The sequence below is a fragment of the Pseudomonas sp. LAIL14HWK12:I10 genome, from assembly GCF_900184205.1.
Taxonomy (GTDB): domain Bacteria; phylum Pseudomonadota; class Gammaproteobacteria; order Pseudomonadales; family Pseudomonadaceae; genus Aquipseudomonas; species Aquipseudomonas kermanshahensis.
The window spans coordinates 58946-85474 of record NZ_FXWU01000016.1 but is presented as its reverse complement, the minus strand read 5'-3'; the positions used below and the strand labels follow the sequence as shown (position 1 = coordinate 85474).

The window sequence follows — 26529 nt, the reverse complement described above, 5'->3', positions numbered from 1 at the left end:
GGATAACTATGCGACTCACAAGACTGACAAGGTCAGGGCGTGGCTTGCGGCGCGACCGCGCTACCACATCCACTTCACGCCCACCTCGGCATCCTGGCTGAATTTGGTTGAGAGGTTTTTCTCAACGCTGAGCGAGAAGTGGATCAAGCGGCAGGCACATGTCAGCGTTAAGGATCTGGAGGCGTCGATTGAGCACTACCTGGAAACCTACAACCAGAATCCGAAGCCATTTCGGTGGCACAAGAAGGCCGAGGACATCCTTGCCTCAGTCGCTCGCGCGGCACGAGCGCTGGGCAGATGATTTTCAGTGGTATTTCTGAAACACCACACTAGGTTTTGTTCGAAAAGTAGGGTCATCCATCGTTGTGGGAGCGGGCTTGCCCCGCGATCTGCCGCAACGCGGCAGCAAAGCCTGAATTCGCGGCGACTTTGACGCTAATTGATATCGGGCACAGGAGCGCTTCGCACTCCATCGCGGGGCAAGCCCGCTCCCACAAAACTTTTGGTACAGAGCCTAGCGAGTGCAGGCCGGTTGCCCGATGGATTGGGCGTGCAGCCGGACCACGCGTTGGGCCGCAAACAAGGCCAACAGGGGCGCCAACGCGAACACGCCAAACAGCCAACTCGCAGCGCTGGCCGTACCCTCGATACCGCCTGGGTCCGTCAGCCCGGCAAGGTTTGCCACCATGCCGGCCAGCGCCGCACCGAGTGCTGTGGCAAACAGTTGCACGGTTGTGATGGACGCTGCAGCCAAGCCCTGCTCGCCAGCCGATGCGACCTGAAACACGCGGGTCAGCAGGTGCGGCCAAGCCAGGCCCACCCCCAACCCGATGGCAACCAGGGCCAGGCAGATGGGCGTGATCGTCAGCCAGCCACCTGCACTCTCGGCTCGAATCAGCACGGCAAGCGTCACCATGCCGGCCAACCCAAGGAGCGGGCCGGCGAGGATGGCGCGCCTGACGCCGTTGTCACTCGCCCCAGCACTGGCAAGCGAGCCGAGGGTCCACCCGGCAGCCATGAGCGCGGCAAGATAGCCGGCGGCGAGGGGGGATTGATGGTGAAGCACCTGAAGGAACAGCGGCACGAAAATCTCGCCACTGGTCACGGCGACGGCCAGCAGCGACATCGTCGCATACAGTGCGCCCAACGCAGACGTGACGCTGAAAGCACCTGTCGGCAGCAGCTTATGGCGTGAGCGGCTTTCCGTGCCCATCAGCAGCGCGGTGAAGAGAACGGCGGCGCCAAGCCCGGCGATGTTCCAGAGCAAGCCAGGCAAGACACTGCCGGCCGAAACGGCCAGCACTGCCAACGTCAAAAACAGCAATTGGGCCAGTGGCAGCGGCGCGCGGCCAACGCGTTCATCGGTGCGCTTGGGCAGCACAACGGCCGCCAGCAGTGCGAACAACACGGCGACCGGGATAAGTGACCAGAACGCGGCGCGCCAGGCGCCGAGCTCGGCGAAAATACCGCCGACTGCCGGGCCGACTAACGTCGCCACCCCCCACATGCCCGAAACCAGCGCCATTGCCCGCGGCCATAACGCTTCATCGAAAACCAGCCGGATCATGGCGTAGGAGAGAGCGAACAAAAACCCTCCGCCGAGCCCCTGAACCAGGCGGCCGGCCAACATGATCGGCATCGATGGGGCAAACGCACACAGCAGCGCGCCGCTGGCAAACACCAGTGTGGCGATGATGTAGGCGCCTCGCGGCCCCGCACCGCCAAGCAACCGCGCCGACAGTGCCGAACCGAGGATTGAGGCGGCGACGAACAGCGTGGTATTCCACGCGTAATAGTCGATACCGCCGATGTCCCTGACCACTGAAGGCAGGATCGTGGTGGCAATGTAGACGTTGATCGCATGCAGCACGACGCCCCCAGCCAAGGCGAGCGAGCGCACGCCATTGGCGCCTGACAGCAGGGCAGCCCAGCCTGCACTGGCCGGGCGGTTATCCACAGGCGTGCGCTGTTCTGGCATGGGTTGCGAACCTGAATCAGGTGAGGCGTGATGCTTGTTCATGTCGGCTCCACTTCGTAAGTTCACCCGCCATTGCGAGTAGGGTTTGCGAAGGCAAACCGACCACCCTTATAAAACCTCAGGTTAAGCTGAGGTCAAGCGGCATTTGAATTCATGTTGGCGATGAGCCCCGCATAAACACCGTTGAGGCTCTCCAGCTCAGTGTGCGTGCCGCATTCAACAACGCGGCCATGCTGCAGAACGACGATCTGGTCAGCATGGCGGATGGTGGACAGGCGGTGTGCAATGGTGATGGTGGTTCGGCCTTTTGACAGGGCCGCCAGGGCAACTTCCATGGCGCGTTCGGTTTTTGTGTCCAACGCACTGGTCGCTTCATCGAGCAGCAGGATCGGAGGGTTGCGCAAGATGGTGCGCGCGAGCGCAAGGCGCTGTTTTTCACCCCCTGAGAACCGGTATCCGCGATCGCCAACCAGCGTGTCATACCCTTGGGGTAGTGCCGACAGGCTGTCGTGGATCTGCGCAATCTTGGCAGCGGCGATCAACTCTTCATCGGTGGCGTCTGGTTTTGCGAAGCGAAGGTTTTCCGCCACCGAGGCGTACAGCAGATACGGTTCTTGTGTAACGACACCCAGCAGATCGGTCACCGTTTCAAAACTCAGCGTCCGCACATCCACGCCGTCATAGCGGATTTCACCGGCCGAGACATCGTAAAGACGCGCCAGCAGATAACCCAGCGTGGTCTTGCCCGACCCTGTCGAACCTACGATGGCGACACTGGAGCCGGCAGGAATATCGATTGAGACATCAGTCAGCGTCGGTTGCAGGTTGGCAGGGTAAGAGAAGCTGACGTTTTTCAGTTGCACTGCGCCTTGCATGTGTAGCCGGTCCAACGTGATGGCATCGGGTTTTTCGGTGATCTCCACGGGCTGGTCGAGGTACTGGAAAACACGGGTGAACAAGGCGCGGGTGGTGCGCATTTCGCGGCCGATCTCCAGCAGCCCTTCCAGTGGCCAGAGCAACTGCTCCTGCAAAGCGATCATCGCCACCAGGGTGCCGATAGTTGCCGGAACCCCGGCGTTCAGCAGCAGGCCGCCCAGCAACAGCGTGAGGGCCGGGAACATCGACAACATCAGCAGGATCAATTGCCATTGCCACTCGCCTGCAGTGTGGGAGCGGACCTCCAGGCTTGCGACTTCTTTCGAGGTACGCGTGAAGCGTTGGGTCAAGTGTGCTGCGCGCCCAAGGGTACGCGCCAGGATCACACCCGAAATCGACAGCGACTCTTGAACCGCTGCAGACATATCGCCAAGGCGGACCTGTTGTTCGTGGGTAATGCTCTCCCGCAGCTTGCCGACGCGGTCGCTCAGCAGGATGGAGATCGGCACCGCAACCATCGAAAACAGCGCAAGCCGCCAGTCGAGTAGAAACATGGCGATGGTGGTCATTACCACGATGCTGAAGTTCCGCGCCAACTCGTTGGCTGTGTGGGTAACGAGCGTTTGCAGGCCACCGATATCGCTGGCGATGCGTGACTGGATTTCGCCAGAGCGTGTTGCTGTGAAGAACGACAGCGAGAGCGATTGCAGGTGTGAGTAAAGCCTCACGCGCAGGTCATGCATGATCGACTGGCCGATTTTCGTCGACATGACAATCTGCAACGTATTCAGCCCTGCCGTTAGCGCGGCAACGCCAATCAGCCCACCCGCGAGGTACACCAGCAGGCGCATGTTGGCGTCAGGTAACGCCTCGTCAATGATCGCCCGCAGCAGAAAAGGGGACGCCATGCCGATCGCGGAACACACCAGGATCAGGCAGATGACCCGCGCGATTTGCATCTTATAGGGAACGAACAGCGCGATGATCCGGCTTGCCGAGACATGCTTGGCGGCAAGGTCATTGTAGCTGTCGGCTTTTGCTGTGCCATGTTCAGTCATTTTTGTTCCGGCCCTGTAGGCGCTGAATGGTTGCTCACCCTCGGTGAGCGTTCCTTGTATCGATTTCCCTGTGCCGAGGCCGCTGCGGCGCCCTGGACGCTTCACTCTGTGCGAGCGTATTCTAGACTAAGTGCTTAGTCTATAAATCGCAATGGGATGAGCCGGGCTGCTTGCGCCGGTACAAGGAGGGATTGGCGTGCGAAGAAAATCAGGGATGCTGGCTTTGGCAGGTGGCCTGTCGATGCTGCTGGGGCTGGCCGTGTTTGTTGTTCAGAACGTAGCTGACTTTGAACTCAACGATGCACAAGTCTCTACGTTGAAGTTTCGCTCGGGTGAAGTGGACGTGGTCGGAACGTTGGTACTGCCGATGGATGTGCAATCTGTCGTGCTGCTCATTCACGGTGACGGCCCTATGGACCGCTTCGCATCCCGTGGGTATTTACCGCTAATCAATAGCCTGCTCGACGCAGGAGTGGGTGTGTTTACCTGGGACAAGCAGGGCATAGGGGAGAGCGGCGGCAATTGGCTCAACCAGTCGATGTCAGACCGCGCTACTGAAGCGCTGGCCGCACTTGCACGTGTGCGTAAAGAGCCTCGTGTAGCTGGGCGTAGTGTTGGTTTTCTGGGGTTCTCTCAAGGTGGCTGGGTGATACCGCGGGCCGCCAGTGAAGGGGACCCTGACTTCTCGGTAATTATCGGCGGGGCGGTTAATTGGCGACGCCAAGGCATGTACTACACCGGGTTGCGATTGGCGGGCGAGGGACGCACGCCAGCTGAAGTTGAAGTGAAGGTGCGGGAGGAGTACGAAAAGAACGACAAAGTATTCGGCCATCCCAATGAACAAAACGCCCCTGATGCTTTTGCCAAGATGGACCGTGACCGCTTCAATTTCGTTCTCAAAAATTACAACGAAGACGTGACGCCAGCATTGAAAACCATGAAAGGGCCGGTGCTGGCGGTTTGGGGCGCGCAGGATGTGAATGTCAATGCGGCCGAAGACTCGAACGTCTACAAGGCGTTATTTTCTGGTGCCAGTGGAAGGCAAGTTGTCCTAGTCCCCAACGCCACGCACAGCTTGTTAAGGGCTGAGCTATTCAATTATCAGTTGGTCTCGCAATGGCCCATATGGAAGCAGTATCTGTTCGTGGCGCTTGGGCGTCACGCCTATGCGCCCGGCACGTTGGCGTTCATCAGTGACTGGATCAAGCGCCCAGCAGGTCTTTGAACAGAGGCTCCTGTGCCAGCCGAGCACGGCTAGCTTCAAGCGTTGAGCGCACGGCCTCATCACCGAATACCAAGCCCTGCAGGTAGGTGAAGTGCGGATGGAGCAGCCCGAGGGTATTCAGTACCTGGTGCAGGTAAGGCGTCAGAAAGTCCGGTTGCCGCGCTGACTCACCCTGGTGAAAACCACCTGAGCCCACCAACACGTACACCGGACGCTGTTTCAGAAGGCCGATTTTGCCTTCAGGGGTTGAGCGGAATGTCCGGTGAATACGTAGGACGTAATCGACCCAGAGCTTGAGCGCGGCGGGCAGCGTGAAGTTGTGCATCGGGGTGGCAATGAACAGGATATCGCAGCGCTCCAACTCGCCGATCAGCGCTTCTGAGTGCTCGAACACCGGAGAGTCGAACGGCGTGGGGGTCGCCAGGGCATGGGCATAGTCCATGTCGAGCGGTGGCAGCGGGTACCGGCCCAGGTCGCGTTCGACCAGTTCAAGCCGCGGATACCGATGGCGCAGCGTTGCCACTAACTCGACTGCCAACTGATTGGCATGGGACACGTGGCCATGCGGGCTGGCATTGATCAAGAGCACATTGTTCATGCTGGGTTCTCTGTTTGAAGGTTCTGTGTGAAGTGCATGCCGTGAGCCAGCAGCCCCTGACGGAAATAGAAGCGTTGGGCCAACGGCATATGCAGCCCAGTGTCCAGCACAAAGTGGGCGCAACCGCGCCGTACGGCCTCATCCCGAACAGCGCTCAACAGCCAGGTACCCAGGCTGCTGCGCTGAACATCAGGCCGTACCACCAAATCGTCCACGTAGAGGAAGCGCCCGTAGAGCAGGTTTTCCAGCTCGCGATAACCGGCCAAGCCGACGATCTGTTCACCGTCCCAGGCGGCCAGCAAACGGTAACCCTGCCCAGTCTGCCGAGCCAATTGATCGACATAGGCATCCAGTTGGGTGAGGTGCGGCCGCAGTACCCGCATCAGGTCAAAACTGGCCTGAAAGGCTTCCAGGTCTTCGAGGTGTTGCAGTGTGTAATTCATGACCATTGTCCGCTGTAGAGTGATAGCTGACCTTAGTGCGGCAATGGCTTAAGCTGCAGGGCCATAAAATACATAAATGACTGGGCCATGATGCTTCCTATCAAGCTGGATCGCGGCCAGTCAGTGCCGATCTACCGTCAGCTGTATCTGCGCTTTCGTGAGTCCATTGCCGATGGGCGCTTGCGCCCGGGTGACCGAGTGCCGGCGGTACGCGCGTTGGCGGCAGAGCTCAATCTGGCCCGCGGTACGGTCGAAGCGGCTTATCAGTTGCTGATGGGGGAGGGCTACCTGACCGCGCGCGGCGCCGCCGGCACGGTGGTCACACCGCAACTGCCACCCATGTCCTCACTCACGCGCCACGCCCCGTTCGCCTCGACGGCGTATCAGCCCACCCATGCTGGGGCGCAGCCGTTAGCCCTGCAGATGGGCCTACCGGCGCTGGATGCCTTCCCCCGCAAACTCTGGACAAGACTGGCAGGCCGCCAGCTGCGCCAGGCAGGCCTTGAAGGGCTGGTCTACCCCGACCCACGAGGGCATGCCCCGTTGCGCGCGGCCATCGCCACCTACCTGGGCATTTCACGGGGCATTACCTGCCACCCGGAGCAGGTGTTCGTGTGTGCAGGCTATCGTGCGTGCCTCGACCTCATCAGCCACACGTTAATGCGCCAAGGCGATGGGTGCTGGATGGAAGAGCCAGGGTATTTCATGGCCAGGAATGCCCTGCTGGAGGCTGGCGCACAGTTGGTGCCGGTTCCCGTGGATGAAGACGGGCTCGACGTCGCGCAAGGCATTGCCCGAGCCCCCGACGCACGCTTCGCCGTGGTCAGCCGTGCAGCGCCAGGAATTGTTCCAGTCGTGTTTTGAGCACTTCCTTGGGCGTAGCTGCGCGACGATGGGGCAAAGGGGTATTGCAAGTGGGGCAGTGGGTGAACCAGTCGTGGTTCAGTACCAGCACGTCACTGCGTGGCAGGAAGGTCTTCTTCCATGAGCAGTGCTGGCAGAAGAGGGTAAAGGGCGGGGTATCTATTGGCATGGCTGCACCCAATGATTAGGAAGTGCAGCCAGGATGGCAGCGGGGGGCGACAGCCTATGTCGTGCTAGCTGAGGTGCTTCGGAGGATCTCCGAAGGCCTGAGAACTTACAAAGCCTTTGAAGCAATGTGTTCTCTGAAGTCCAGACACAAAAAAAGACGCCCGAGGGCGTCTTCTTCTTAGGATTTGGTGGAGCCGGGGGGATTTGAACCCCCGTCCGCCAGTACTCCGCTGTCGGTACTACATGCTTAGCCGTGTCTACTGATTTAATCCGCAGCCGCCCGACGGGCAGGGTGCTTTGGATGAGTTGGGTAAGTTTTAGTCGCTTTGCCCCCAACGTGCTACACGACGATCCTGTTCTGTATGACAATCATTTCGGGTTTACAGGCATCCCCTGATGATTGCTGGAGCCGAAGCTACCAGGAGAGCGGGCTCAGCTGCTTACGCAGCGAGAGCGTAACCCTCGTAGTTTTCGTCATTGGCAACTATAGAAAGTTGCAACAGTGGATTTACGAGTTCTGTTACCAACTCGGCATGCACCTAGAGTTTCGCTACCGGCGTCGAATCCTAATCGGCCCCACACTAGCTCTAGCTAACGCACCTTACGGCACGTGAGGCGAGTATACGCCATTGCGCGGGCGACGTCGACAACTGGTCCGGTCGCCCGCACCAGAGGTCACGAACCGCTGCCGCCGCTGCCTTTTTCGGTTTTTTCCAGGCGCTCCAGCACTTTGCTGGTGATGGCGATGCATTCTTTGGTGTCGCCCGAGGCCTGCGCGGCCTTGGCTTTGTCGACGTGCTCGGTCAGGGCTTTGTCCAGGCCTTCGGAGGTGGCGCCTGCAGTGGCCATGCTGTCATCGATCTTTTGCAGGTTGGTGGTGCAGAGGTCGTCGGCGGCAAACACCGGCGATGCCAACAAGGTGGCGGCCGCGAACAGGGCCGATAGCGCGGTACCTTTCATGGGTGTCTCCTTCTAAGGCCTCTGGAAGGTGGGCCTGTTAAGTGGACTGCGCAGATTTGGCGTGGGTTCAATCGGGATGCTGGCAGGGCGATATGATGCGGCTGTAGGGGGATTCTGAACTTGAAACTAAATGCTTCGTGGTGGATGGGTTTGGGAATTATCCTACTGGCGCTGCAGCGGTTTCTCTGTTGTCGATGATGGGCGTTGGGGCTAGTTTCCCTGGGTCGCTGAGGTTTGGCGACCGGGTGTGAGAGCCCGTTCCATTCAAGAGATTTACCGTCATGGTAGCTGTGCGCGGGCAGGCCTTGTGCCTGGCCGGTTTTCCTCCTTGTTTGGCCGGTCTCTCACCCCGCGTACAGCTGCCACCTATTCCTGTGAGAGGGAATGGGTGGGGCCTCATGCAATCAAACGAGAGAGAAATATGAAGAAGATTGTTCCTGATCCACCCAGCCAAACGTCGCCACGTCCGTTCTATACCATCGACAACAAGGTCCCTTCACCGGAGGCGTTGCTGTACGCCATTCAGCTGATGCGCGGGATTGAAGACACGTTGGACGAATACATTTGCGGCAATGCCGGTGAGCCGGGGATCGGCATGCTGGTGAATTCGGTGCATAACGTGCAGATGAGTAGGGCGTTGGCTGAGCTGGTGTTGGCGCGCGAGCCGTGATGTTAGTCAGTTGAGGCCAGTGGGGTCGCTGCGCGACCCATCGCAGGCAAGCCAGCTCCTACAGGGGGGCGTGCAGCTTTCGAGGGCAGTGTTAGCTCTGGGGTGGGAGTAGATGAGCAGGGCATTTTTGGCGCCTGTGCGATCGAGCGCCGCCCGCGCGGCGCTCGATCTCACAGGCGCTGAAAACGCCTTGGCGAACACACCACACACCACACACCCCCCTAGCCGATGCTAGGCCTCAGATAACACGCGGGCGGGTGACGCGGTCTACCAGGTACACAAGGCCGTGATAGTCGATGCCGCTGTGGCTCGACAACCCGATTTCGCAGGTGCGGCTGGTGGAAATGCCTTCGCTGCAATACTGCACCGCATCCTTCAGGCTGCGCAGCGCGTGGGCATTGAGCTCCGGCGTGGTGAAGCCTTTGTCACCGGCAAACCCGCAGCAGTGAATACCTTCCGGGATCACCACCTGGTTGCTGCAACGCCGCGCCAGGTCAATCAGCGCTTGGCTTTCGCCCAGGTGCTGGGTGCTGCAGGTCACGTGCACGGCCACCGGCTCGTCCTGGGGGGTGAACTCCAGTTTGTCCAGCAGGTGGGTGCGGATGAAGCGCACGGGGTCGTACAGGTCCAGGCGGGTGTCGCCCAGGTCTTGCACCAGGCGCAGGGTGCACGGGCTGGTGTCGCAGTAGATCGGGTCGAGGCCGCCGCGGCTGGCGTGCAGCAGGGCGTTGATCAGTTCCTGGCGCTTGTGCTCGGCCTGCTCTGGGTAACCTTTGGAGGCGAACGGCTGGCCGCAGCAGAGGCTGTCGGCGTTGTCGGGGAACACGACTTGGTAACCGGCCTTTTCCAGCAGGGCGCGGGTCTTGTCCAGCAGCGAGCTTTGTTCGCGGTCGGCATAGGCGGGGCCCATCACGCGCGAGACGCAGGCGGCCAGGTACACGACGCGTGGGCGGGCGTCGTTGCTCGCTGGGCCGAAGTCGATGGCGCGCAGCGGCTGGGGCATGGCGGGCGTCCACTGGGGCAGTCGGCCCTTGCTGGCGTTGCTCAGCGATGCGGTCAGGCGGCTTAGGCGTGGGGCGCCGAGCAGTTTGCGGGCGGTGTTGGCGGCGGTGAGGGTGAGGCGGGCGCCACTCAAGGCCGTGTGGAAATGGTCGGCCAGCCAGTCGGCGGTTTTTTCGTGCTCGGCGGCCTGGCTGCGCAGCTTCTTCACCAGCTCGCCGGTGTTGATGCCGACCGGGCAGCGCTGGGCGCAGAGGCCGGTGGCGGCGCAGGTGTCGAGGCCTTGGTATTGGTAAGTCTTGAGCAGTTCGCGGGTATCGAGGCCGGCGCGTTTCTTGGCCTGGATATCACGCCACATGACGATGCGCTGGCGTGGGCTGAGGGTCAGGCCTTTGGAGGGGCACACGGGCTCGCAGAAGCCGCACTCGATGCACTTGTCGACGATTTCGTCGGCAGCCGGCAGGGGCTTGAGGTTTTTCAGGTGGATGTCTGGATCGATGCTCAACACTACGTCGGGGTTGAGGATGCCGTTGGGGTCGAGCAGGCGTTTGAGTGCCCACATCAACTGGTAGGCATCATGGCCCCACTCCAGTTCCACGAACGGCGCCATGTTGCGCCCGGTGCCGTGCTCGGCCTTCAGCGAGCCACCGAACTCCACGGCCACCAGCTGTGCTACGTCGTCCATGAAGGCTTGGTAACGCGCGACTTCTTCGGCGCTGTTGAAGCCCTGGGTGAAGACGAAGTGCAGGTTGCCCTCCAGGGCATGGCCGAAAATGATCGCCTCGTCGTAGTGGTGTTTGTCGAACAGCTGGATCAGGCGGTTGACGCCCTCGGCCAGTTGCTCGACGGGGAAGGTGACGTCTTCGATGATCACTGTGGTGCCGGTCTGGCGCACGGCGCCGACGGCGGGGAAGGTGTCTTTGCGGATTTTCCACAGCTGGTTGTACACCGCTGGGTCTTCGCTGAACTCGACCTTTTGCTCCAGGGGGTAGCCGGCAATCGACGCCATCACGTGGTGCAGTTGTTCGTGCAGCAGCGTCTGGCTGGCGGCGCGGGATTCGATCAGCAGCGCGCAGGCATTGTCTGACAGGCCTTTTACCCACAGGGGCATGCCGGGCATGTTTTGCACCGAGCGCAGGCTGCGGCGGTCGAGCAGTTCGACGGCGGAAACGGGCTGGCGCTTGAGCACGGTTACCGCGCGGCAGCAGCTCTCGACGCTGGGGAACACCAGTAAGGCGCTGGCCTTGTGTGGGTGGTCGGGCACGGTGTCGTAGGTGACGGCGCTGATGAAGCCCAGCGTACCTTCAGACCCGACCAGCAAGTGCTGCAGGATATCGAGTGGCTGGTCGTAGTCCACCAGCGCATTGAGCGACAGGCCGGTGGTGTTCTTCAGCCGGTACTTGTGGCGGATGCGGTCTGCCAGCTCGGTGTTGGCGCGGGTTTCGCGGCCCAGGCGGGCCAGGGCTTCCAGCAGGTCGGCATGGCTGTGCTCGAAGGCCGCGACGCTGGCCGGGTCTTCGCTGTCCAGGCGGGTGCCGTCGGCCAGTACCAAGCGCAGGCCGGCCAGGGTGTGATAGGTATTTTGCGCAGTGCCGCAGCACATGCCGCTGGCGTTGTTGGCGACGATGCCGCCGATTTTGCAGGCGTTGATCGAGGCGGGGTCTGGGCCGATCTTGCGGCCATAGGGGGCCAGCCAGGCGTTGGCCTGGGCGCCGATGACGCCGGGCTGCAGGCGGATCTGCTCACCCTGGCCGCGGATCTCGCGGCCGTTCCAGTTGTCGCCGAGCACAATCAGTACCGAGTCGCTGATGGCCTGCCCGGACAGGCTGGTGCCGGCAGCGCGGAAGGTCACCGGCACGCGCTCGCGCTGGGCCAGCTGCAGCAGGCCGACCACTTCGTCTTCAGATTCGACGCGCACCACCAGCTTGGGGATCAGCCGATAGAAGCTGGCATCGGTGCCAAAGGCTAGGGTGGAGGTCGGGTCATCGAAACGGCGTTCGGCAGGTATCAGGCGCTCGACATCACGCAGGAACGCAGCGGGCAGGCTCATGCAATCTCCTCGCGGGGCCACGGCGTCTGGTGCGCCGTATGCCCCGGTCAATCAGGCGGTGTTTCGTGGGGGCGCGTTCAGGCGCCCAGTTCGCGGACCAACGAGTCGCGGGTGATTTCGCTGATCGACTTGGCACCGGTCAGCACCATGGCCACGCGCATTTCCTTCTCGAACAGTTCGAGCAGGTTCTTCACCCCGGCTTCGCCATGCACGGCGAGGGCCCAGAGGAAGGCGCGGCCGATCAGCACGGTGTCGGCGCCCATGGCGATCATGCGCACCACGTCGAGGCCGCTGCGGATGCCGGAGTCGGCGAGAATCTTCAGGTCGCCTTTCACCGCGTCGGCGATCGCCGGCAGGGCGCGGGCGCTGGACAACACACCGTCGAGCTGGCGGCCGCCGTGGTTGGACACGACGATGCCGTCGGCACCGAACTTGACCGCGTCGCGGGCATCGTCGGCATCCAGGATGCCCTTGATGATCATCGGGCCTTCCCAGAAGTCGCGGATCCACTCCAGGTCTTTCCAGGAGATCGACGGGTCGAAGTTGTTGCCCAGCCAGCCGATGTAGTCGGCAAGGCCCGTGGGGTTGCCACGGTATTTGGAGATGTTGCCGAGGTCGTGCGGGCGGCCCATCACGCCGACGTCCCACGCCCATTCAGGGTGGGTCATGGCTTGCAGCACGCGGCGCATCGGCCCGTTTTTGCCGCTCATGCCGGAGTGGGCGTCGCGGTAGCGGGCGCCGGGTACGGGCATGTCGACGGTGAACACCAGGGTCTTGACCCCGGCTGCCTTGGCCCGCTCCAGCGCATTGCGCATGAAGCCGCGGTCCTTGAGCACGTACAGCTGGAACCACATCGGCCGGTTGATGGCCGGGGCGACTTCCTCGATCGGGCACACCGACACCGTCGACATGGTGAACGGAATGCCGTGGGCCGCGGCGGCGCGCGCGGCCTGGACTTCGCCACGGCGGGCGTACATGCCGGTCAGGCCGACCGGGGCCAGGGCCACGGGCATGCTCAGGGTTTCGTCGAACAGCTGGGTTTCCAGGCTGAGCTCGGACATGTTCTTCAACACGCGCTGGCGCAGGGCGATGCTGGCCAGGTCCGAGACGTTGTGGCGCAACGTGTGCTCGGCGTAAGCGCCGCCGTCGGCGTAGTGGAAGAGGAAGGGGGGCAGCTTGCGTTGGGCCGCGGCGCGATAGTCGGTAGAGGCGGAAATGATCATGGATTCTCGCAGCGTTGCTTGAGGGGATTGCCGGGCGAAGCGTGGCGCCCGGCCCCTTTCACTTTAGTGATGAACCAGCATGCCGGTCAGCCAGTAAGCCTGGATCAGGGTGATCAGGCCCACGATGGTGGCGAAGAACAGGCTGTGCTTGACGGTGAAGCGGAACAGGTCGGATTCCTTGCCCACCAGGCCGGTGGCGGCGCAGGCCACGGCGATGGATTGTGGCGAGATCATCTTGCCGGTCACGCCGCCGCTGGTGTTGGCGGCCACCAGCAGGGTGTCGTTGACCCCGATCTGGTGTGCGGTGGTGGCTTGCAGCGAGCTGAACAGGGCGTTGGACGAGGTGTCCGAGCCTGTCAGGAACACGCCCAGCCAGCCGAGGAACGGCGAGAAGAACGGGAACGCGGCGCCGGTGCCGGCCAGGACCAGGGCCATGGTCGAGGACATGCCCGAGTAGTTGGTGACGAAGGCGAAGGCCAGCACCATGCCGATCGACAGGATGGGCCAGCGCAGTTCCCAGAACGTCTCTTTGAAAGTGGTCAGACCAGTTTTGAAGTTGATCTTGAGCACTGCCATGGAGATCAGCGCCGAGAGGAAGATCGCGGTGCCGGTGGCGGAGATCGGGTCGAGCTTGAACACCGCTGGCATGGCGGTCGGCGCGGCAACGATCGGCGCGGTCTTGATCACCAGTTGGTCAAGGTGCGGGATGGCGAAGTTGAACACGAAGTTGTACATCGCACCGCCTGGCGCGAATGCGGCCTTGAATGGCTTCAAGGTCCAGATGGTTACTAGCACGGTGAGGATCAGGAACGGCGACCAGGCTTTGAAGATCTCACCGAAGCTGTAAGGGCTTGGCTGGCTGCCGCCGGATTGCACGACGGCGGCACCGACGCTGCCCTTGGCTTGTGCGAACGAACGCTTGGGCTGCCAGACTTTGAGGAACAGGGTCAGGCAGATCAGGCTGGCCAGGGCCGAGGTGATGTCCGGCAGCTCTGGGCCGATGAAGTTCGAGGTGAAGTACTGGGTAACGGCGAAGCTCAGGCCGGCGACCAGGGCGGCGGGCCAGGTTTCTTTCACGCCGCGCAGGCCGTCCATCATGAACACCAGCCAGAACGGCACGAACAATGACAGCAGCGGCAGTTGGCGGCCGGTCATGGCGCCAATGTGGAAGGCGTCGATGCCGGTGACCTGGCCGGCCACGATGATCGGGATGCCCAGCGCGCCGAAGGCGACCGGCGCGGTGTTGGCGATCAGGCACAGGCCGGCGGCGTACAGCGGGTTGAAGCCCAGGCCCACCAGCAGTGCGGCAGTGATGGCCACCGGGGCGCCGAAGCCGGCCGCGCCTTCGAGGAAGGCACCGAAGCAGAAACCGATCAGCAGCACTTGCAGGCGCTGATCGTCGGTGATCGACAGCACCGAGCTGCGGATCACTTCGAACTGGCCGCTCTTGACCGTGAGTTTGTACAGGAACACCGCGGCAACGATGATCCAGGCAATCGGCCAGAGGCCGTAGAGGAAGCCATAACCCGCGGCGGCCAAGGCCATGTCGACAGGCATCTGGAAGGCGAAGATCGCCACCAGGATCGACAGCGCGAGGGTGATGCTGCCGGCGACGTGGCCTTTGAGGCGGAACACGGCGAGGGCGAGGAAGAAGAACACGATAGGGATGACCGCCGCCAGCGCGGACAGGCCAAGACTACCAAGCGGGCTATAGAGTTGTTGCCAGGTTTGCATATGGGGTGGCCCCTAATTGTTGTTGGTCAGCACTGGCATTGGATAATTGGTAATACCAATTTACAATGTCTGGGCACTAGGTTAAAAGCGCTGTCGTGGGTGTGTCAATTTGTCCGACACAAAACTTTGGTCGCGTGCCGATGAGTGGGCGTCTGATGGCCTTGGAAAAACCCAGGGTGATGGGTGTGTGCGCGGCGCGGATCGGCGAGAATAGGGCCCCCTGAAATTTGCCGGGGGTTTGTGGAGAGCATGTGATGGTTTTTGATCAGGTCCGCCAACGGCGCCTGTCCGACGACATCGTCGATCGGTTGGAAGGGATGATTCTCGAAGGCACGCTGACCTCGGGCCAGCGCTTGCCGGCTGAGCGCGTTCTGGCCGAACAGTTCGGTGTGTCGCGCCCGTCACTGCGTGAGGCGATTCAGAAGCTGGTGGCCAAGGGGCTGCTGATCAGCCGCCAGGGCGGTGGCAACTTTGTTGCCGAATCGCTGGGGTCGACGTTCAGCGACCCGCTGTTGCAGCTGCTTGAGCACAGCCCTGAAGCGCAGCGCGACCTGCTCGAATTTCGCCATACCCTTGAGGCGTCCTGCGCGTATTACGCGGCCCAGCGCGCCACTGAGCCTGACCGTGCACGGCTGAAAGAGGCTTTTGACACGCTGCAGGACTGCTACACCCGCGTTGACGAAGTGACCCGGGCAGAGGAGGGCGCGGCCGATGCGCGCTTCCATTTGGCGATAGCCGAGGCCAGCCATAACGCGGTTTTGCTGCATACCATCCGCGGCTTGTTTGACCTGCTAAAGCGGAACGTGGTGACCAATATCGGCGGCATGTATCAGCAGCGGACCGAAACCCGGGACATGCTGATCAGTCAGCACCGGGAGTTGTACCTGGCGATTGTCGAGGGCAGGGCGGAGGAGGCGCGGGAGGTTTCCAGCCGGCACATTTTGTATGTGCAGGAGGTGCTGGAGGAGGCGCACGAAGAGGCCCAGCGCGTGGCGCGGGCGGAGCGGCGCAGCGGGCGCTGAGGTTTGCGTTTGCAGCACGGGCCTCTTCGCGGGGCAAGCCCGCTCCCACAGGTAACCCACCGAATTTGAAGGCAGTGGGTTAACTGTGGGAGCGGGCTTGCCCCGCGAAGAGGCCTTCACAGGCTAAAGAAGATCTAGTCTTCCTTGCCCTTGTTACGCACGGCACGCTGCAGCTCGCGGTTGGAATCGCGTTCGCGCACGGTATCGCGCTTGTCGAATTCCTTCTTGCCCTTGCCAAGCGCGATCTCGCACTTGATCAGGTGCTTGCTCCAGTACAGCGCCAAGGCCACACAGGTGTAGCCTTTCTGCGCCACGGCCGCTTCCACCCGCTCGAGCTCGCGCTTGTTCAGCAGCAGCTTGCGTGAGCGGATAGGGTCGGCGATGACGTGGGTGCTGGCCGTGGTCAGCGGGGTGATGTGGCTGCCGAACAGCCAGGCTTCGCCATCCTTGAGCAGCACGTAGCTGTCGGTCAGGTGCGCCTTGCCGGCCCGCAGGCTCTTTACTTCCCAACCGGACAGGACCAGCCCGGCCTCGAACTTGTGTTCGATGAAGTAATCGTGTCGCGCTTTCTTGTTTTGCGCGATGGTCCCGGTCGGATGTTTCTTTTGTTTAGCCATAGGGGCGGCATTATAGGCAACTCGATGCGTGGTCGGCTATGGGATTTCGGTGTGCTTGAGCCACCGCAATGAATACCGGACAATACAGGCCCTGTCGTAGGTACAGAACCTGCTTTTGGCACGCTGCGAAGCGCCGCCACCCAGCCTTGGAAGTGACGCCTGGATGACTACCCATATTCAACGCTCCGCCCTGCTGCCGTATCCCGCCCAGGCGCTTTACGATCTGGTCAATGACGTGGCCAGCTACCCGCAATTTCTGCCGTGGTGCTCGGCATCGACGGTCATCGAGGCCAGTGACACGCACATGCGCGCCAAGCTGGAGGTTGCCAAAGGTGGCATGAGCCAGCATTTCGTCACGCACAATGTGCTGGTGCCTGGGCAGTCCATCGAAATGAACCTGGAAGAGGGGCCGTTCTCCCAGCTGCACGGTGTGTGGGTGTTCAAGCCGCTGGGCGAGAAGGCCTGCAAGATCAGCCTGGACTTGTCCTTCGATTATGCCGGGCCGTTGGTGCGGGCGACGTTGGGGCCGCTGTTCAACCAGGCCGCCAACACCTTGGTAGATGCCTTCTGCCAGCGCGCCAAGCAGCTCAATAGCTGAGTAGTGGCGCACAAAAAAGCCCGGGCCAAGGCCCGGGCTTTTTGATGACCGCCGCGCTTACTGCGGGGAGGTTTCCAGCGGTGCCGGCGTCGGGACCGGGGTGGTCTCGATGGTGTCGATCTCGCGCTGGATGGATTCTTCCACCGAACCGGGTTTGGCCGGTTTCTCTTCAGGCTGCGGCGTGGCCTGCTCTGGCTGGGTTGCCGGGCTGACCGTGGTGTCGCTGCTGCCACCGAGGATTTCCTGGTCGCGGCTCACACCTGGCATGAAGTCGCCAGACAGGCTGACCAACTGGTCGCTTTCGTTGAAGAAAATGCTCATGCGCTCTTGCTGGCGTTTTCCGCCACCAGGCTGCAGGCTGTACAGGTAATCCCAACGGTTGGTGTTGAACGTGTCCTGAATCAGGGGGTTGCCCATGATAAACCTTACTTGCCGTCGGGTCATTCCCGGGCGTAATTGGTCTATCATGTCCTGCGTGACGACATTGCCCTGCTGGATGTCGATTTTGTAAACCCCGGGAAACGAGCAACCGGCGAGTGCGAGCAGTCCCACTAGGGTGAGGCTGGTTAGCAAGAGCTTGGTGTTTTGCATCGGTGGGCGACTTCCACTATCTTGGCTGGACAACGTAAACCCCGATCATACCCGTATTAAGAGAAGCTGCGAAGCAGCATCGGCGAGAAAGCTGACCATGGTTGAAAATAGCGAATTACGCAAAGCCGGTCTCAAGGTTACCCTGCCTCGAGTAAAGATCCTTCAGATGCTCGATTCTACCGAGCAGCGTCACATGAGTGCCGAGGATGTCTACAAGGCCTTGATGGAAGCTGGTGAGGACGTCGGCCTGGCCACCGTCTACCGCGTGCTGACCCAGTTCGAAGCGGCGGGTCTGGTGGTTCGCCACAACTTCGACGGCGGTCATGCGGTCTTCGAACTGGCGGATGGCGGTCACCACGACCACATGGTCAACGTGGAGAACGGTGAAGTCATCGAGTTCATGGATGCTGAAATCGAGCGGCGTCAGCGCGAGATCGTGGCCGAGCATGGCTACGAGCTGGTGGACCACAACCTGGTCCTCTATGTGCGTAAGAAAAAGTAACGATTTCGATCGTTATAAATAGCAAAGGCGACCTTCGGGTCGCCTTTGTGCTTTTGGGGTAGGAGCAGCCTTGTGCTGCGAAGAGGCCGGTGAAAACACAGTAGGACTGTGCTGCTGCCATTGGCCTTTTCGCAGCACAAGGCTGCTCCTACAGGTAATGCGTAGGCCAGTCATTAAGCAGGTAACGCATAGGTCAGTCATTAAGCAGCTAATGCATAGTCCGGTCACTAAGCCTTGCCGCTGACTACCATCTTGCGTGCATGTGCCAGGGATTCCTTGGTCAGGTCGATGCCGCCCAGCATGCGCGCCACTTCTTCGACCCGTTCGCGTTTACCCAGGCTGGCCACCGCTGTGTGGGTGGTGTCGCTGTGGCGCACCTTGTGCACGAACAGGTGGTGATGCCCTTGTGCCGCGACCTGCGGCAGGTGGGTTACGGTCAGTACCTGGCCGCGGTCACCCAGCCGGCGCAGCAGTTGGCCGACGATCTCCGCAGTAGGGCCGCCGATGCCGACGTCGACTTCGTCAAACACCAGGGTGGGGATACGCGAGGTCTGTGCAGTGATCACCTGGATCGCCAGGCTGATGCGTGACAGCTCGCCACCCGACGCGACCTTGGCCAGGCCTTTGAGTGGCTGGCCGGGGTTGGCGCTCACCAGCAGTTCGATTTGCTCGAGGCCGTGGGGCGACAGGTCGTTGCCTTCGTTGGGGGTAAGCTCGATGCAGAAGCGACCACCCGGCATACCCAGGCGTTGGACTTCTTGCTCGACGGCGACCGCCAACTGTTGCGCGGCCTGCTGGCGCAAGGCGCTCAGCTCGCGAGCCCGCTCTTTATAGTGCTGGGCATAGGCGGCCAGCTCTTCGCCCAGGCGCTCGATCGATTCGTCGCTGGCGTTCAAGCCTTCCAGCTCTTCCATCAAGCGCTGCTGCAGATGCGGCAGTTCCGTGGGGTGCACGCGGTGTTTGCGGGCCAGGGTGTAGATAGTGTCGAGGCGCTCTTCCAGTGCCTGCAGGCGCATGGGGTCGGCGTCGAAGTGATCGAGGAAGCGGTTGAGCTCGCCCACTGCTTCTTCGACCTGAATCTGCGCGCTGGCAATCAGGTTGGCGGCTTCGCCCAGCGCCTTGGGTGAGTTGGTGGCGGCGCCCAGCCGATTGAGGCTGGAGGTGAGGGCGCTGAGCACATTGCCCGAGTCGCTCTCGCTGCACTGGTCGATGACCTGGCGACAGATGCCGAACAGGGCTTCGGCGTTGGTCAGGTTTTTGTGTTCCTGCTCCAGCTGCACCAGCTCGTTTTCGCCCAGGCCGAGGTTGTCCAGCTCCTCGAGCTGATAGCTCAGCAGTTGGTGGCGGGCGCGTTGCTCGTCACCGGAATTGGACAGGCGCTCCAGCTCCAGGCGGGTCTGGTTCCAGCGTTTGGCGGCCAATTGCACCTGGCGGGCCAGGTCGATGGCACCGGCGTACTCGTCCAGCAGGCGCCGATGGGTGTCGGTTTTGAGCAGCGACTGGTGCTCGTGCTGGCTGTGGATGTCGATCAGCAGTTCGCCAAGCGATTTGAGGTCGCTAAGTGGGCAAGGCGTGCCGTTGATGTAGCCACGGCTGCGGCCTTCGGCGGTGATCACCCGGCGCAGGATGCACGGGCCGTCGTTGTCCAGGTCACGCTCGGCCAACCAGGTGCTGGCTTCGGGGATGTCTGCCAGGTCGAAGGTGGCGAGGATGTCTGCCTTGTCTGCACCGGGGCGCACCACGCCGCTGTCTGCGCGGTCGCCGAGGGCCAGGCCGAGGGCGTCGAGCATGATCGATTTGCCTGCGCCGGTCTCGCCGGTGATGACGGACATGCCGCGGGCAAGTTCGAGGTCAAGGTGTTCGACGATGGCGTAGTTGTGAATGGACAGGTGCACCAGCATGGGGCGGCTCCCGAAGGTTCAGGTCTGGTTATTTATACAGTACTTTTTTCCGCCCTGACAATGCCCGCTCACAGATTCTCATGTGGCGCGGAAAACCACGCTGCCCCTTGAAGCTGGTTTTTCCGGCCCCATATAGCCGACAACAAAGGCGAGCCTGGCTCGTAATCCAGAAATTTGCGCAGGAGAGACCCAATGGCTGACGAACAGCTGAATGAGAAAGACCTTAACGTCGAAGAAACCGGTGCAGATACTGTCGGCGCCCGTGTTCTGGAGCTCGAGGAACAGCTGGCCGCCGCCAAGGATCAGTCGCTGCGCGCTGTTGCCGATTTGCAGAACGTGCGCCGTCGCGCCGAGCAGGATGTCGAGAAGGCCCACAAGTTCGCCCTGGAGAAGTTCGCGGGTGACCTGCTGCCAGTAATCGACAGCCTGGAGCGCGGCCTGGAACTGTCCAATGCCGACGACGAAAGTATCAAGCCGATGCGTGAAGGCATCGAGCTGACCCTGAAAATGTTCCACGACACCCTCAAGCGCTACAACCTTGAGCCTGTCGACCCGCACGGCGAACCGTTCAACGCTGAGCACCATCAGGCCATGGCCATGCAGGAAAGCGCCGACGTAGAGCCCAACAGCGTGCTCAAGGTGTTCCAGAAAGGCTACCTGCTCAACGGCCGCCTGCTGCGCCCCGCCATGGTGGTGGTCAGCAAGGCGCCAAGCGCAGCTCAGCCTTCGATCAATGAACAGGCTTGAAATCCTCCGGGGCAACCCCATCTAGGTGTCAAGCCTTCAAGTATTACCGCAGTTGGCCAAAGTAGTCGCTGCTACCAAATTCAAGTTTCGGGAGAGTTAACATGGGTAAAATCATCGGTATCGACCTGGGGACCACCAACTCGTGCGTCTCCATCCTGGAAAACGGTAACGTCAAAGTCATCGAAAACGCCGAGGGTGCGCGTACTACCCCTTCGATCGTGGCCTACGCCAACGATGGCGAAATCCTGGTGGGTCAGTCGGCCAAGCGCCAGGCTGTCACCAACCCGCACAACACCCTGTTCGCAGTGAAGCGCCTGATTGGCCGCCGCTTCGAAGAGGATGTCGTGCAAAAAGACATTCAGCTGGTTCCGTACAAGATCGCCAAGGCCGACAACGGTGACGCCTGGGTTGAAGTCAACGGCCAGAAAATGGCACCGCCGCAAATCAGCGCCGAAGTGCTGAAGAAAATGAAGAAGACCGCCGAAGACTACCTCGGCGAGCCTGTCACCGAAGCGGTCATCACCGTTCCGGCCTACTTCAACGACAGCCAGCGCCAGGCTACCAAAGACGCCGGCCGCATCGCCGGTCTGGACGTCAAGCGCATCATCAACGAGCCGACCGCTGCTGCACTGGCGTACGGCATGGACAAGGCCAAGGGCGACCACACTGTCATCGTTTATGACCTGGGTGGCGGTACCTTCGACGTTTCGGTCATCGAAATCGCCGAAGTCGACGGTGAGCACCAGTTCGAAGTACTGGCGACCAACGGTGACACCTTCCTGGGTGGCGAAGACTTCGACATGCTGCTGATCGACTACCTGGTCGAGGAGTTCAAGAAAGAGTCCGGCATGAACCTGAAGGGCGACCCTCTGGCCATGCAGCGTCTGAAAGAAGCCGCGGAAAAGGCCAAGATCGAGCTGTCTTCCGCTCAGTCGACCGACGTCAACCTGCCGTACATCACTGCAGACGCCACCGGTCCTAAGCACCTGAACGTGAAGATCTCCCGCGCCAAGCTGGAGTCGCTGGTAGAAGGGCTGGTGCAGCGCACCATCGAGCCTTGCCGCATCGCGCTGAAAGACGCTGGCATCGAAGCCAGCAAGATCGACGACGTGATCCTGGTCGGTGGCCAGACCCGTATGCCGCTGGTACAGAAAACCGTTGCTGACTTCTTCGGCAAGGAAGCACGCAAGGACGTCAACCCGGACGAAGCCGTCGCCATGGGCGCCGCTATCCAGGGTGCCGTTCTGGCCGGTGACGTCAAAGACGTTCTGCTGCTGGACGTCAGCCCGCTGACCCTGGGTATCGAAACCATGGGTGGCGTGATGACCGCGCTGATCGAGAAAAACACCACCATCCCGACCAAGAAGTCGCAGGTGTTCTCGACTGCCGACGACAACCAGGGCGCAGTGACCATTCACGTGCTGCAGGGTGAGCGTAAGCAAGCTTCGCAGAACAAGTCGCTGGGCAAGTTCGACCTGGCTGACATCCCGCCAGCACCGCGTGGTGTTCCGCAAATCGAAGTGACCTTCGACATCGACGCCAACGGCATCCTGCACGTCGGCGCGAAAGACAAGGCCACCGGCAAGACCCAGTCGATCGTGATCAAGGCCAACTCCGGCCTGTCCGACGAAGAAATCGAGAAAATGGTGCGTGATGCCGAGGCCAACGCCGAGGAAGACCGCAAGTTCGAAGAGCTGGCCGGTGCCCGTAACCAGGGTGACGCGCTGGTTCACTCGACCCGCAAGATGGTTGCAGATGCAGGTGACAAGGTCACCGCTGAAGAAAAAACTGCCATCGAAGCTGCCGTCGTTGCCCTGGAAGCCGCTGTAAAAGGCGACGACAAGGCCGCGATCGACGCCAAGGTCGAAGAGCTGTCCAAGGTGTCGGCACCGGTTGCCCAGAAGATGTACGCCGAGCAGTCGGCCGAACAGCCTCAGGGCGGCGCGCAGCAGGCCGAGCCGGAAGCCAAGCACGATGACGTGGTTGACGCCGAGTTCGAAGAAGTAAAAGGCGACGACAAGAAGTAATCGTTGCATGTTGTCGGCCAGCTCACCGGCGGTTGTCGGTGAGCTGGTAGGATGTCGCCGCGCGGGGGCTTGCTCCCGCGTTGGCGTATCTGGAATTCGAGAATTTTTACAGCATCTGTCAGGGCCATTCGTGGTGTTTGGGCGGGTGCTGATGGCGCGGCGCAGATGCCGAACGCCCAACAAGGTGCAAATGACCTATGTCCAAGCGTGATTATTATGAGGTCCTGGGTGTCGAGCGCGGCGCCAGTGAAGCTGACCTGAAAAAGGCCTATCGCCGCCTGGCGATGAAGTTCCACCCGGACCGCAACCCAGGCGACAAAGAGTCGGAAGACAAGTTCAAGGAGGCCAACGAGGCCTACGAAGTGCTGTCTGACGCCAGCAAGCGCGCGGCGTTCGACCAGTACGGCCACGCCGGCGTCGACCCAAGCATGGGCGGCGGTGGTGCAGGCTTCGGCGGCGCCAACTTCTCTGACATCTTTGGTGATGTGTTCAGTGACTTCTTCGGTGGCGGCGGCGGCCGTGGCGGTGGTCGTGGTGGTGCCCAGCGTGGCAGCGACCTGCGCTACACCCTGGAACTGAACCTGGAAGAAGCGGTGCGTGGCACCACGGTCAGTATCCGCGTGCCGACGCTGGTCAATTGCACGCCTTGTGACGGTTCTGGCGCGAAGAAGGGCTCGACCCCGTCGACCTGCCCGACGTGCGGCGGTATTGGCCAGGTGCGTATGCAGCAAGGCTTCTTCTCGGTGCAGCAGACCTGCCCGCGCTGCCATGGCCAGGGCAAGATCATTACCGACCCTTGCAATTCGTGCCATGGCGAAGGCCGTGTCGAGGAATACAAGACGCTGTCGGTCAAGGTGCCGGCAGGTGTCGATACCGGCGACCGCATTCGCCTGTCGGGCGAAGGCGAGGCCGGTACCCACGGTGGCCCGACCGGCGACCTGTACGTGGTGATCAATGTGCGTGAGCACGAGATCTTTCAGCGTGATGGCAAGCACCTGTACTGCGAAGTGCCGATCAGCTATACCGATGCAGCGCTGGGTGGCGAGCTGGAAGTGCCAACCCTCGATGGCCGCGTGAAGCTGAAGATTCCGGAAGGTACCCAGACCGGCAAGCAGTTCCGCTTGCGTGGCAAGGGTGTTGCGCCGGTGCGCGGTGGCGGTGCCGGTGACCTGCTGTGCCGTGTGGCGGTGGAAACCCCGGTCAACCTCAGCCGTCGTCAGCGCGAGCTGCTCGAAGAGCTGCGTGATTCGCTGGAAGGCGACAGCTCCCATTCGCCCAAGGCCAGTGGCTGGTTCGACGGTGTAAAGCGCTTCTTCGGCGATCTCTGACAAGGAAATAGCGATGCGACGTATTGCAGTGATGGGTGCAGCAGGGCGGATGGGCAAAACCCTCATCGAGGCCGTGCAGCAAGCGCCGGGAGCCGGGCTGACGGCGGCGATCGATCGCCCTGACAGCTCGCTGGTCGGGGCTGATGCAGGTGAGCTGGCGGCCCTCGGTCGGATCGGCGTGCTGCTGTCCGATGACCTGGCCAAGGTTGCCGACGAATTCGACGTGCTGATCGACTTCACCCACCCTTCGGTAACCCTGAAAAACCTGGCCTTCTGCCGCAAGCATGGCAAGGCGATGATTATCGGCACCACCGGTTTCAGTGTCGAAGAGAAGCAATTGCTGGCTGACGCGGGCAAGGAAATCCCGATCGTGTTCGCCGCCAACTTCAGTGTGGGCGTCAACCTCAGCCTCAAGCTGCTGGACATGGCGGCGCGGGTGCTGGGTGATGATGTCGACATCGAGATCATCGAAGCGCACCACCGTCACAAGGTCGATGCGCCGTCGGGTACTGCGCTGCGCATGGGCGAAGTGGTTGCCAATGCGTTGGGCCGTAACCTGCAGGAAGTGGCAGTGTATGGCCGTGAAGGCCAGACCGGCGCGCGTGATCGCAAGACCATCGGCTTCGCCACCGTGCGTGCCGGTGATGTGGTGGGTGACCACACTGTGCTGTTCGCCGCTGAAGGCGAGCGCCTGGAGATCACCCACAAAGCGTCGAGCCGCATGACGTTCGCCAAGGGTGCGGTACGTGCCGCGCTGTGGCTGGATGGGCGCGAGCCGGGCCTGTACGACATGCAGGACGTTCTGGGGCTGCACTGATCCTTGCTGTGTTGCTGATGGCCCAATCGCCGGCAAGCCGGCTCCCACAGGGGAGTGCAAGCCTTCGGGTTGGTGCTGACGGGTGGGAGCCGGCTTGCCGGCGATGGGGTGCAAGGCACCCCCTGTCGCAATCATGTGTTTTAGAGGCACATATACGGTAGACCCAAAAAGCACTTTTCTGTAAGCTACAGCTTTAGTGTGTCCACTAAAAGCGCGCAGCGAATTGAATTCAGCACATGAAAGCGGGGTGACGTGTCCATACGTCACTCCGCTTTTTTGCAACCTGCGATCGCCCTTTCATGCTTGATTTACGGGAGGTCTTCTTGACAAAGCCAGCCATACTCGCCCTTGCCGACGGCAGTATTTTTCGCGGTGAAGCCATCGGTGCCGACGGTCAGACCGTTGGTGAGGTGGTGTTCAACACCGCTATGACCGGCTACCAGGAAATCCTTACAGACCCTTCCTACGCCCAGCAAATCGTTACCCTGACCTATCCGCACATCGGCAACACCGGCACTACCCCGGAAGACGCCGAGTCGAACCGTGTCTGGTCTGCCGGCCTGGTCATCCGTGACCTGCCGCTGCTGGCCAGCAACTGGCGTAACACCCAGTCGCTGCCGGACTACCTCAAGGCCAACAACGTCGTCGCCATCGCTGGCATCGACACCCGTCGCCTGACCCGTATCCTGCGTGAAAAGGGCGCTCAGAATGGCTGCATCCTCGCCGGTGACAACATCAGCGAAGAAGCCGCCATCGCCGCCGCCCGCGGCTTCCCAGGCCTCAAGGGCATGGACCTGGCCAAGGTCGTCTCCACCAAAGAGCGCTACGAGTGGCGCTCCAGCGTGTGGGAACTGAAAACCGACAGCCACCCAACCATCGAAGCCTCCGAGCTGCCGTACCACGTGGTCGCCTTCGACTACGGCGTCAAGCTGAACATCCTGCGCATGCTGGTGGCCCGTGGCTGCCGCGTGACCGTGGTGCCTGCCCAGACCCCGGCCAGCGAAGTGCTCGCGCTCAACCCCGATGGCGTGTTCCTGTCCAACGGCCCTGGCGATCCGGAGCCTTGCGACTACGCGATCCAGGCAATCAAGGAAATCCTTGAAACCGAGATCCCGGTGTTCGGCATCTGCCTCGGCCACCAGCTGCTGGCCCTGGCCTCCGGCGCCAAGACCGTCAAGATGGGCCACGGCCACCACGGTGCCAACCACCCGGTCCAGGACCTGGACACCGGCGTGGTCATGATCACCAGCCAGAACCACGGTTTCGCCGTCGACGAAGCCACCCTGCCGGGCAACGTCCGCGCCATCCACAAGTCGCTGTTCGACGGTACCCTGCAGGGCATCGAGCGCACCGACAAGAGCGCGTTCAGCTTCCAGGGCCACCCTGAAGCGAGCCCAGGCCCGACTGACGTCGCGCCACTGTTCGATCGTTTCACCGATGCCATGGCCAAGCGCCGCTGAGCATCCTGCATCAAGGCCCCGGGCCGGCTTGCGCCGCGCCCGGAAGCGCCTGACCCAGATTGTTCAAGACGGC

General features: G+C 61.6%; 22 protein-coding genes, 1 other RNA gene and 1 pseudogene. 12 read left to right on the top strand and 12 right to left on the bottom strand.

Annotation, left to right across the window (positions count from 1 at the left end):
• Positions 1-301, top strand: a 301-nt coding sequence (locus QOS90_RS25315; RefSeq protein ID WP_283600571.1) for a transposase, incomplete at its 5' end; no start/stop codon positions are given.
• A gap of 213 nt (positions 302-514) precedes the next feature.
• Here QOS90_RS25315 and QOS90_RS25310 read toward each other — a convergent pair.
• Together QOS90_RS25310 and QOS90_RS25305 are read right to left on the bottom strand one after the other, a co-directional pair.
• Entirely contained in the window at positions 515-1978 is a 1464-nt protein-coding gene (locus tag QOS90_RS25310; RefSeq protein ID WP_256577542.1) for an MFS transporter, read from the bottom strand.
• Positions 1979-2112: 134 nt separating this feature from the next.
• Positions 2113-3912 (bottom strand): ABC transporter ATP-binding protein, encoded by a 1800-nt coding sequence (locus QOS90_RS25305; protein ID WP_085274250.1) that lies wholly within the window; start codon positions 3910-3912, stop codon positions 2113-2115.
• A gap of 196 nt (positions 3913-4108) precedes the next feature.
• Here QOS90_RS25305 and QOS90_RS25300 point away from each other — a divergent pair, with 196 nt between their 5' ends.
• Entirely contained in the window at positions 4109-5137 is a 1029-nt protein-coding gene (locus tag QOS90_RS25300; protein ID WP_256577541.1) for an alpha/beta hydrolase family protein, read from the top strand.
• Here the strand turns inward: QOS90_RS25300 and QOS90_RS25295 are convergent.
• Both QOS90_RS25295 and QOS90_RS25290 read right to left on the bottom strand, forming a co-directional pair.
• On the bottom strand, positions 5115-5735 hold the full coding sequence (locus tag QOS90_RS25295) for an FMN-dependent NADH-azoreductase (protein ID WP_085274248.1): 621 nt from the start codon (positions 5733-5735) through the stop codon (positions 5115-5117). The genes QOS90_RS25300 and QOS90_RS25295 overlap by 23 nt on opposite strands.
• Positions 5732-6178, bottom strand: coding sequence for a GNAT family N-acetyltransferase (locus tag QOS90_RS25290; protein ID WP_085274247.1), 447 nt, complete (start codon positions 6176-6178; stop codon positions 5732-5734). The genes QOS90_RS25295 and QOS90_RS25290 overlap by 4 nt, the downstream gene beginning before the upstream one ends.
• An 87-nt stretch (positions 6179-6265) precedes the next feature.
• Here QOS90_RS25290 and QOS90_RS25285 point away from each other — a divergent pair.
• Positions 6266-7006, top strand: a pseudogene (locus tag QOS90_RS25285) (aminotransferase-like domain-containing protein); the annotation flags it as partial.
• 390 nt (positions 7007-7396) lie between these two features.
• Here QOS90_RS25285 and ssrA read toward each other — a convergent pair.
• Positions 7397-7788: a transfer-messenger RNA gene (gene ssrA, locus QOS90_RS25280) on the bottom strand.
• 97 nt (positions 7789-7885) lie between these two features.
• Entirely contained in the window at positions 7886-8170 is a 285-nt protein-coding gene (locus tag QOS90_RS25275; protein WP_085274245.1) for a PA2433 domain-containing protein, read from the bottom strand.
• 421 nt (positions 8171-8591) lie between these two features.
• Here QOS90_RS25275 and QOS90_RS25270 point away from each other — a divergent pair, with 421 nt between their 5' ends.
• Complete coding sequence (locus tag QOS90_RS25270) at positions 8592-8840, top strand: hypothetical protein (RefSeq protein WP_085274244.1); 249 nt, start codon at positions 8592-8594, stop codon at positions 8838-8840.
• A gap of 238 nt (positions 8841-9078) precedes the next feature.
• On the opposite strand, the gene QOS90_RS25265 is transcribed toward QOS90_RS25270, so the two are convergent.
• From QOS90_RS25265 to QOS90_RS25255, 3 genes are all read right to left on the bottom strand, one after another.
• Entirely contained in the window at positions 9079-11889 is a 2811-nt protein-coding gene (locus tag QOS90_RS25265; protein ID WP_085274243.1) for an FAD-binding and (Fe-S)-binding domain-containing protein, read from the bottom strand.
• Positions 11890-11966: 77 nt separating this feature from the next.
• On the bottom strand, positions 11967-13112 hold the full coding sequence (gene lldD / locus QOS90_RS25260; protein ID WP_027595047.1) for an FMN-dependent L-lactate dehydrogenase LldD: 1146 nt from the start codon (positions 13110-13112) through the stop codon (positions 11967-11969).
• Between the two features lie 63 nt (positions 13113-13175).
• On the bottom strand, positions 13176-14846 hold the full coding sequence (locus tag QOS90_RS25255) for a lactate permease LctP family transporter (RefSeq protein ID WP_085274242.1): 1671 nt from the start codon (positions 14844-14846) through the stop codon (positions 13176-13178).
• 254 nt (positions 14847-15100) lie between these two features.
• On the opposite strand from QOS90_RS25255, the gene QOS90_RS25250 reads away from it, so the two are divergent.
• A complete protein-coding gene (locus QOS90_RS25250; RefSeq protein WP_027595045.1) occupies positions 15101-15868 on the top strand; it encodes an FCD domain-containing protein in 768 nt (255 codons plus the stop codon).
• Positions 15869-16002: 134 nt separating this feature from the next.
• Here QOS90_RS25250 and smpB read toward each other — a convergent pair whose 3' ends face one another.
• Positions 16003-16485, bottom strand: a complete 483-nt coding sequence (gene smpB, locus QOS90_RS25245; RefSeq protein ID WP_012312633.1) for an SsrA-binding protein SmpB — start codon at positions 16483-16485, stop codon at positions 16003-16005.
• Between the two features lie 163 nt (positions 16486-16648).
• Between smpB and QOS90_RS25240 the strand changes: the two genes are divergently transcribed.
• Complete coding sequence (locus QOS90_RS25240; protein WP_085274241.1) at positions 16649-17083, top strand: type II toxin-antitoxin system RatA family toxin; 435 nt, start codon at positions 16649-16651, stop codon at positions 17081-17083.
• Positions 17084-17140: 57 nt separating this feature from the next.
• Here the strand turns inward: QOS90_RS25240 and bamE are convergent, their stop codons facing one another.
• Positions 17141-17674, bottom strand: a complete 534-nt coding sequence (gene bamE, locus QOS90_RS25235; RefSeq protein ID WP_027595043.1) for an outer membrane protein assembly factor BamE domain-containing protein — start codon at positions 17672-17674, stop codon at positions 17141-17143.
• Positions 17675-17771: 97 nt separating this feature from the next.
• Between bamE and fur the strand changes: the two genes are divergently transcribed.
• Positions 17772-18176: a ferric iron uptake transcriptional regulator gene (gene fur, locus QOS90_RS25230; protein WP_027595042.1), complete on the top strand. Its 405-nt coding sequence runs from the start codon at positions 17772-17774 to the stop codon at positions 18174-18176.
• Between the two features lie 227 nt (positions 18177-18403).
• Here fur and recN read toward each other — a convergent pair whose 3' ends face one another.
• Positions 18404-20077, bottom strand: a complete 1674-nt coding sequence (recN, locus tag QOS90_RS25225; protein WP_027595041.1) for a DNA repair protein RecN — start codon at positions 20075-20077, stop codon at positions 18404-18406.
• Between the two features lie 192 nt (positions 20078-20269).
• Here recN and grpE point away from each other — a divergent pair, with 192 nt between their 5' ends.
• From grpE to carA, 5 genes are all read left to right on the top strand, one after another.
• Positions 20270-20824 carry a nucleotide exchange factor GrpE gene (gene grpE, locus QOS90_RS25220; protein ID WP_027595040.1) on the top strand — a complete coding sequence of 185 codons (555 nt, stop codon included), beginning with the start codon at positions 20270-20272 and terminating at the stop codon, positions 20822-20824.
• Between the two features lie 101 nt (positions 20825-20925).
• A complete protein-coding gene (gene dnaK, locus QOS90_RS25215; protein ID WP_085274240.1) occupies positions 20926-22851 on the top strand; it encodes a molecular chaperone DnaK in 1926 nt (641 codons plus the stop codon).
• A 197-nt stretch (positions 22852-23048) separates the two neighbouring features.
• Positions 23049-24179: a molecular chaperone DnaJ gene (dnaJ, locus tag QOS90_RS25210; protein WP_027595038.1), complete on the top strand. Its 1131-nt coding sequence runs from the start codon at positions 23049-23051 to the stop codon at positions 24177-24179.
• A gap of 13 nt (positions 24180-24192) precedes the next feature.
• Positions 24193-24996, top strand: coding sequence for a 4-hydroxy-tetrahydrodipicolinate reductase (gene dapB, locus QOS90_RS25205; RefSeq protein WP_085274239.1), 804 nt, complete (start codon positions 24193-24195; stop codon positions 24994-24996).
• A 323-nt stretch (positions 24997-25319) separates the two neighbouring features.
• Positions 25320-26456 carry a glutamine-hydrolyzing carbamoyl-phosphate synthase small subunit gene (carA, locus tag QOS90_RS25200; RefSeq protein ID WP_027595036.1) on the top strand — a complete coding sequence of 379 codons (1137 nt, stop codon included), beginning with the start codon at positions 25320-25322 and terminating at the stop codon, positions 26454-26456.
• Positions 26457-26529: the final 73 nt, after the last annotated feature.

What these genes read in the sequence shown, in the direction of transcription:
- QOS90_RS25310 (WP_256577542.1), bottom strand. Translation starts at nt 1,978, where the DNA reads ATGCCAGAACAGCGCACGCCTGTGGATAACCGCCCGGCCAGTGCAGGC.
- QOS90_RS25305 (WP_085274250.1), bottom strand. Translation starts at nt 3,912, where the DNA reads ATGACTGAACATGGCACAGCAAAAGCCGACAGCTACAATGACCTTGCC.
- QOS90_RS25295 (WP_085274248.1), bottom strand. Translation starts at nt 5,735, where the DNA reads ATGAACAATGTGCTCTTGATCAATGCCAGCCCGCATGGCCACGTGTCC.
- QOS90_RS25290 (WP_085274247.1), bottom strand. Translation starts at nt 6,178, where the DNA reads ATGAATTACACACTGCAACACCTCGAAGACCTGGAAGCCTTTCAGGCC.
- QOS90_RS25275 (WP_085274245.1), bottom strand. Translation starts at nt 8,170, where the DNA reads ATGAAAGGTACCGCGCTATCGGCCCTGTTCGCGGCCGCCACCTTGTTG.
- QOS90_RS25270 (WP_085274244.1), top strand. Translation starts at nt 8,592, where the DNA reads ATGAAGAAGATTGTTCCTGATCCACCCAGCCAAACGTCGCCACGTCCG.
- QOS90_RS25265 (WP_085274243.1), bottom strand. Translation starts at nt 11,889, where the DNA reads ATGAGCCTGCCCGCTGCGTTCCTGCGTGATGTCGAGCGCCTGATACCT.
- lldD (WP_027595047.1), bottom strand. Translation starts at nt 13,112, where the DNA reads ATGATCATTTCCGCCTCTACCGACTATCGCGCCGCGGCCCAACGCAAG.
- QOS90_RS25255 (WP_085274242.1), bottom strand. Translation starts at nt 14,846, where the DNA reads ATGCAAACCTGGCAACAACTCTATAGCCCGCTTGGTAGTCTTGGCCTG.
- QOS90_RS25250 (WP_027595045.1), top strand. Translation starts at nt 15,101, where the DNA reads ATGGTTTTTGATCAGGTCCGCCAACGGCGCCTGTCCGACGACATCGTC.
- smpB (WP_012312633.1), bottom strand. Translation starts at nt 16,485, where the DNA reads ATGGCTAAACAAAAGAAACATCCGACCGGGACCATCGCGCAAAACAAG.
- QOS90_RS25240 (WP_085274241.1), top strand. Translation starts at nt 16,649, where the DNA reads ATGACTACCCATATTCAACGCTCCGCCCTGCTGCCGTATCCCGCCCAG.
- bamE (WP_027595043.1), bottom strand. Translation starts at nt 17,674, where the DNA reads ATGCAAAACACCAAGCTCTTGCTAACCAGCCTCACCCTAGTGGGACTG.
- fur (WP_027595042.1), top strand. Translation starts at nt 17,772, where the DNA reads ATGGTTGAAAATAGCGAATTACGCAAAGCCGGTCTCAAGGTTACCCTG.
- recN (WP_027595041.1), bottom strand. Translation starts at nt 20,077, where the DNA reads ATGCTGGTGCACCTGTCCATTCACAACTACGCCATCGTCGAACACCTT.
- grpE (WP_027595040.1), top strand. Translation starts at nt 20,270, where the DNA reads ATGGCTGACGAACAGCTGAATGAGAAAGACCTTAACGTCGAAGAAACC.
- dnaK (WP_085274240.1), top strand. Translation starts at nt 20,926, where the DNA reads ATGGGTAAAATCATCGGTATCGACCTGGGGACCACCAACTCGTGCGTC.
- dnaJ (WP_027595038.1), top strand. Translation starts at nt 23,049, where the DNA reads ATGTCCAAGCGTGATTATTATGAGGTCCTGGGTGTCGAGCGCGGCGCC.
- dapB (WP_085274239.1), top strand. Translation starts at nt 24,193, where the DNA reads ATGCGACGTATTGCAGTGATGGGTGCAGCAGGGCGGATGGGCAAAACC.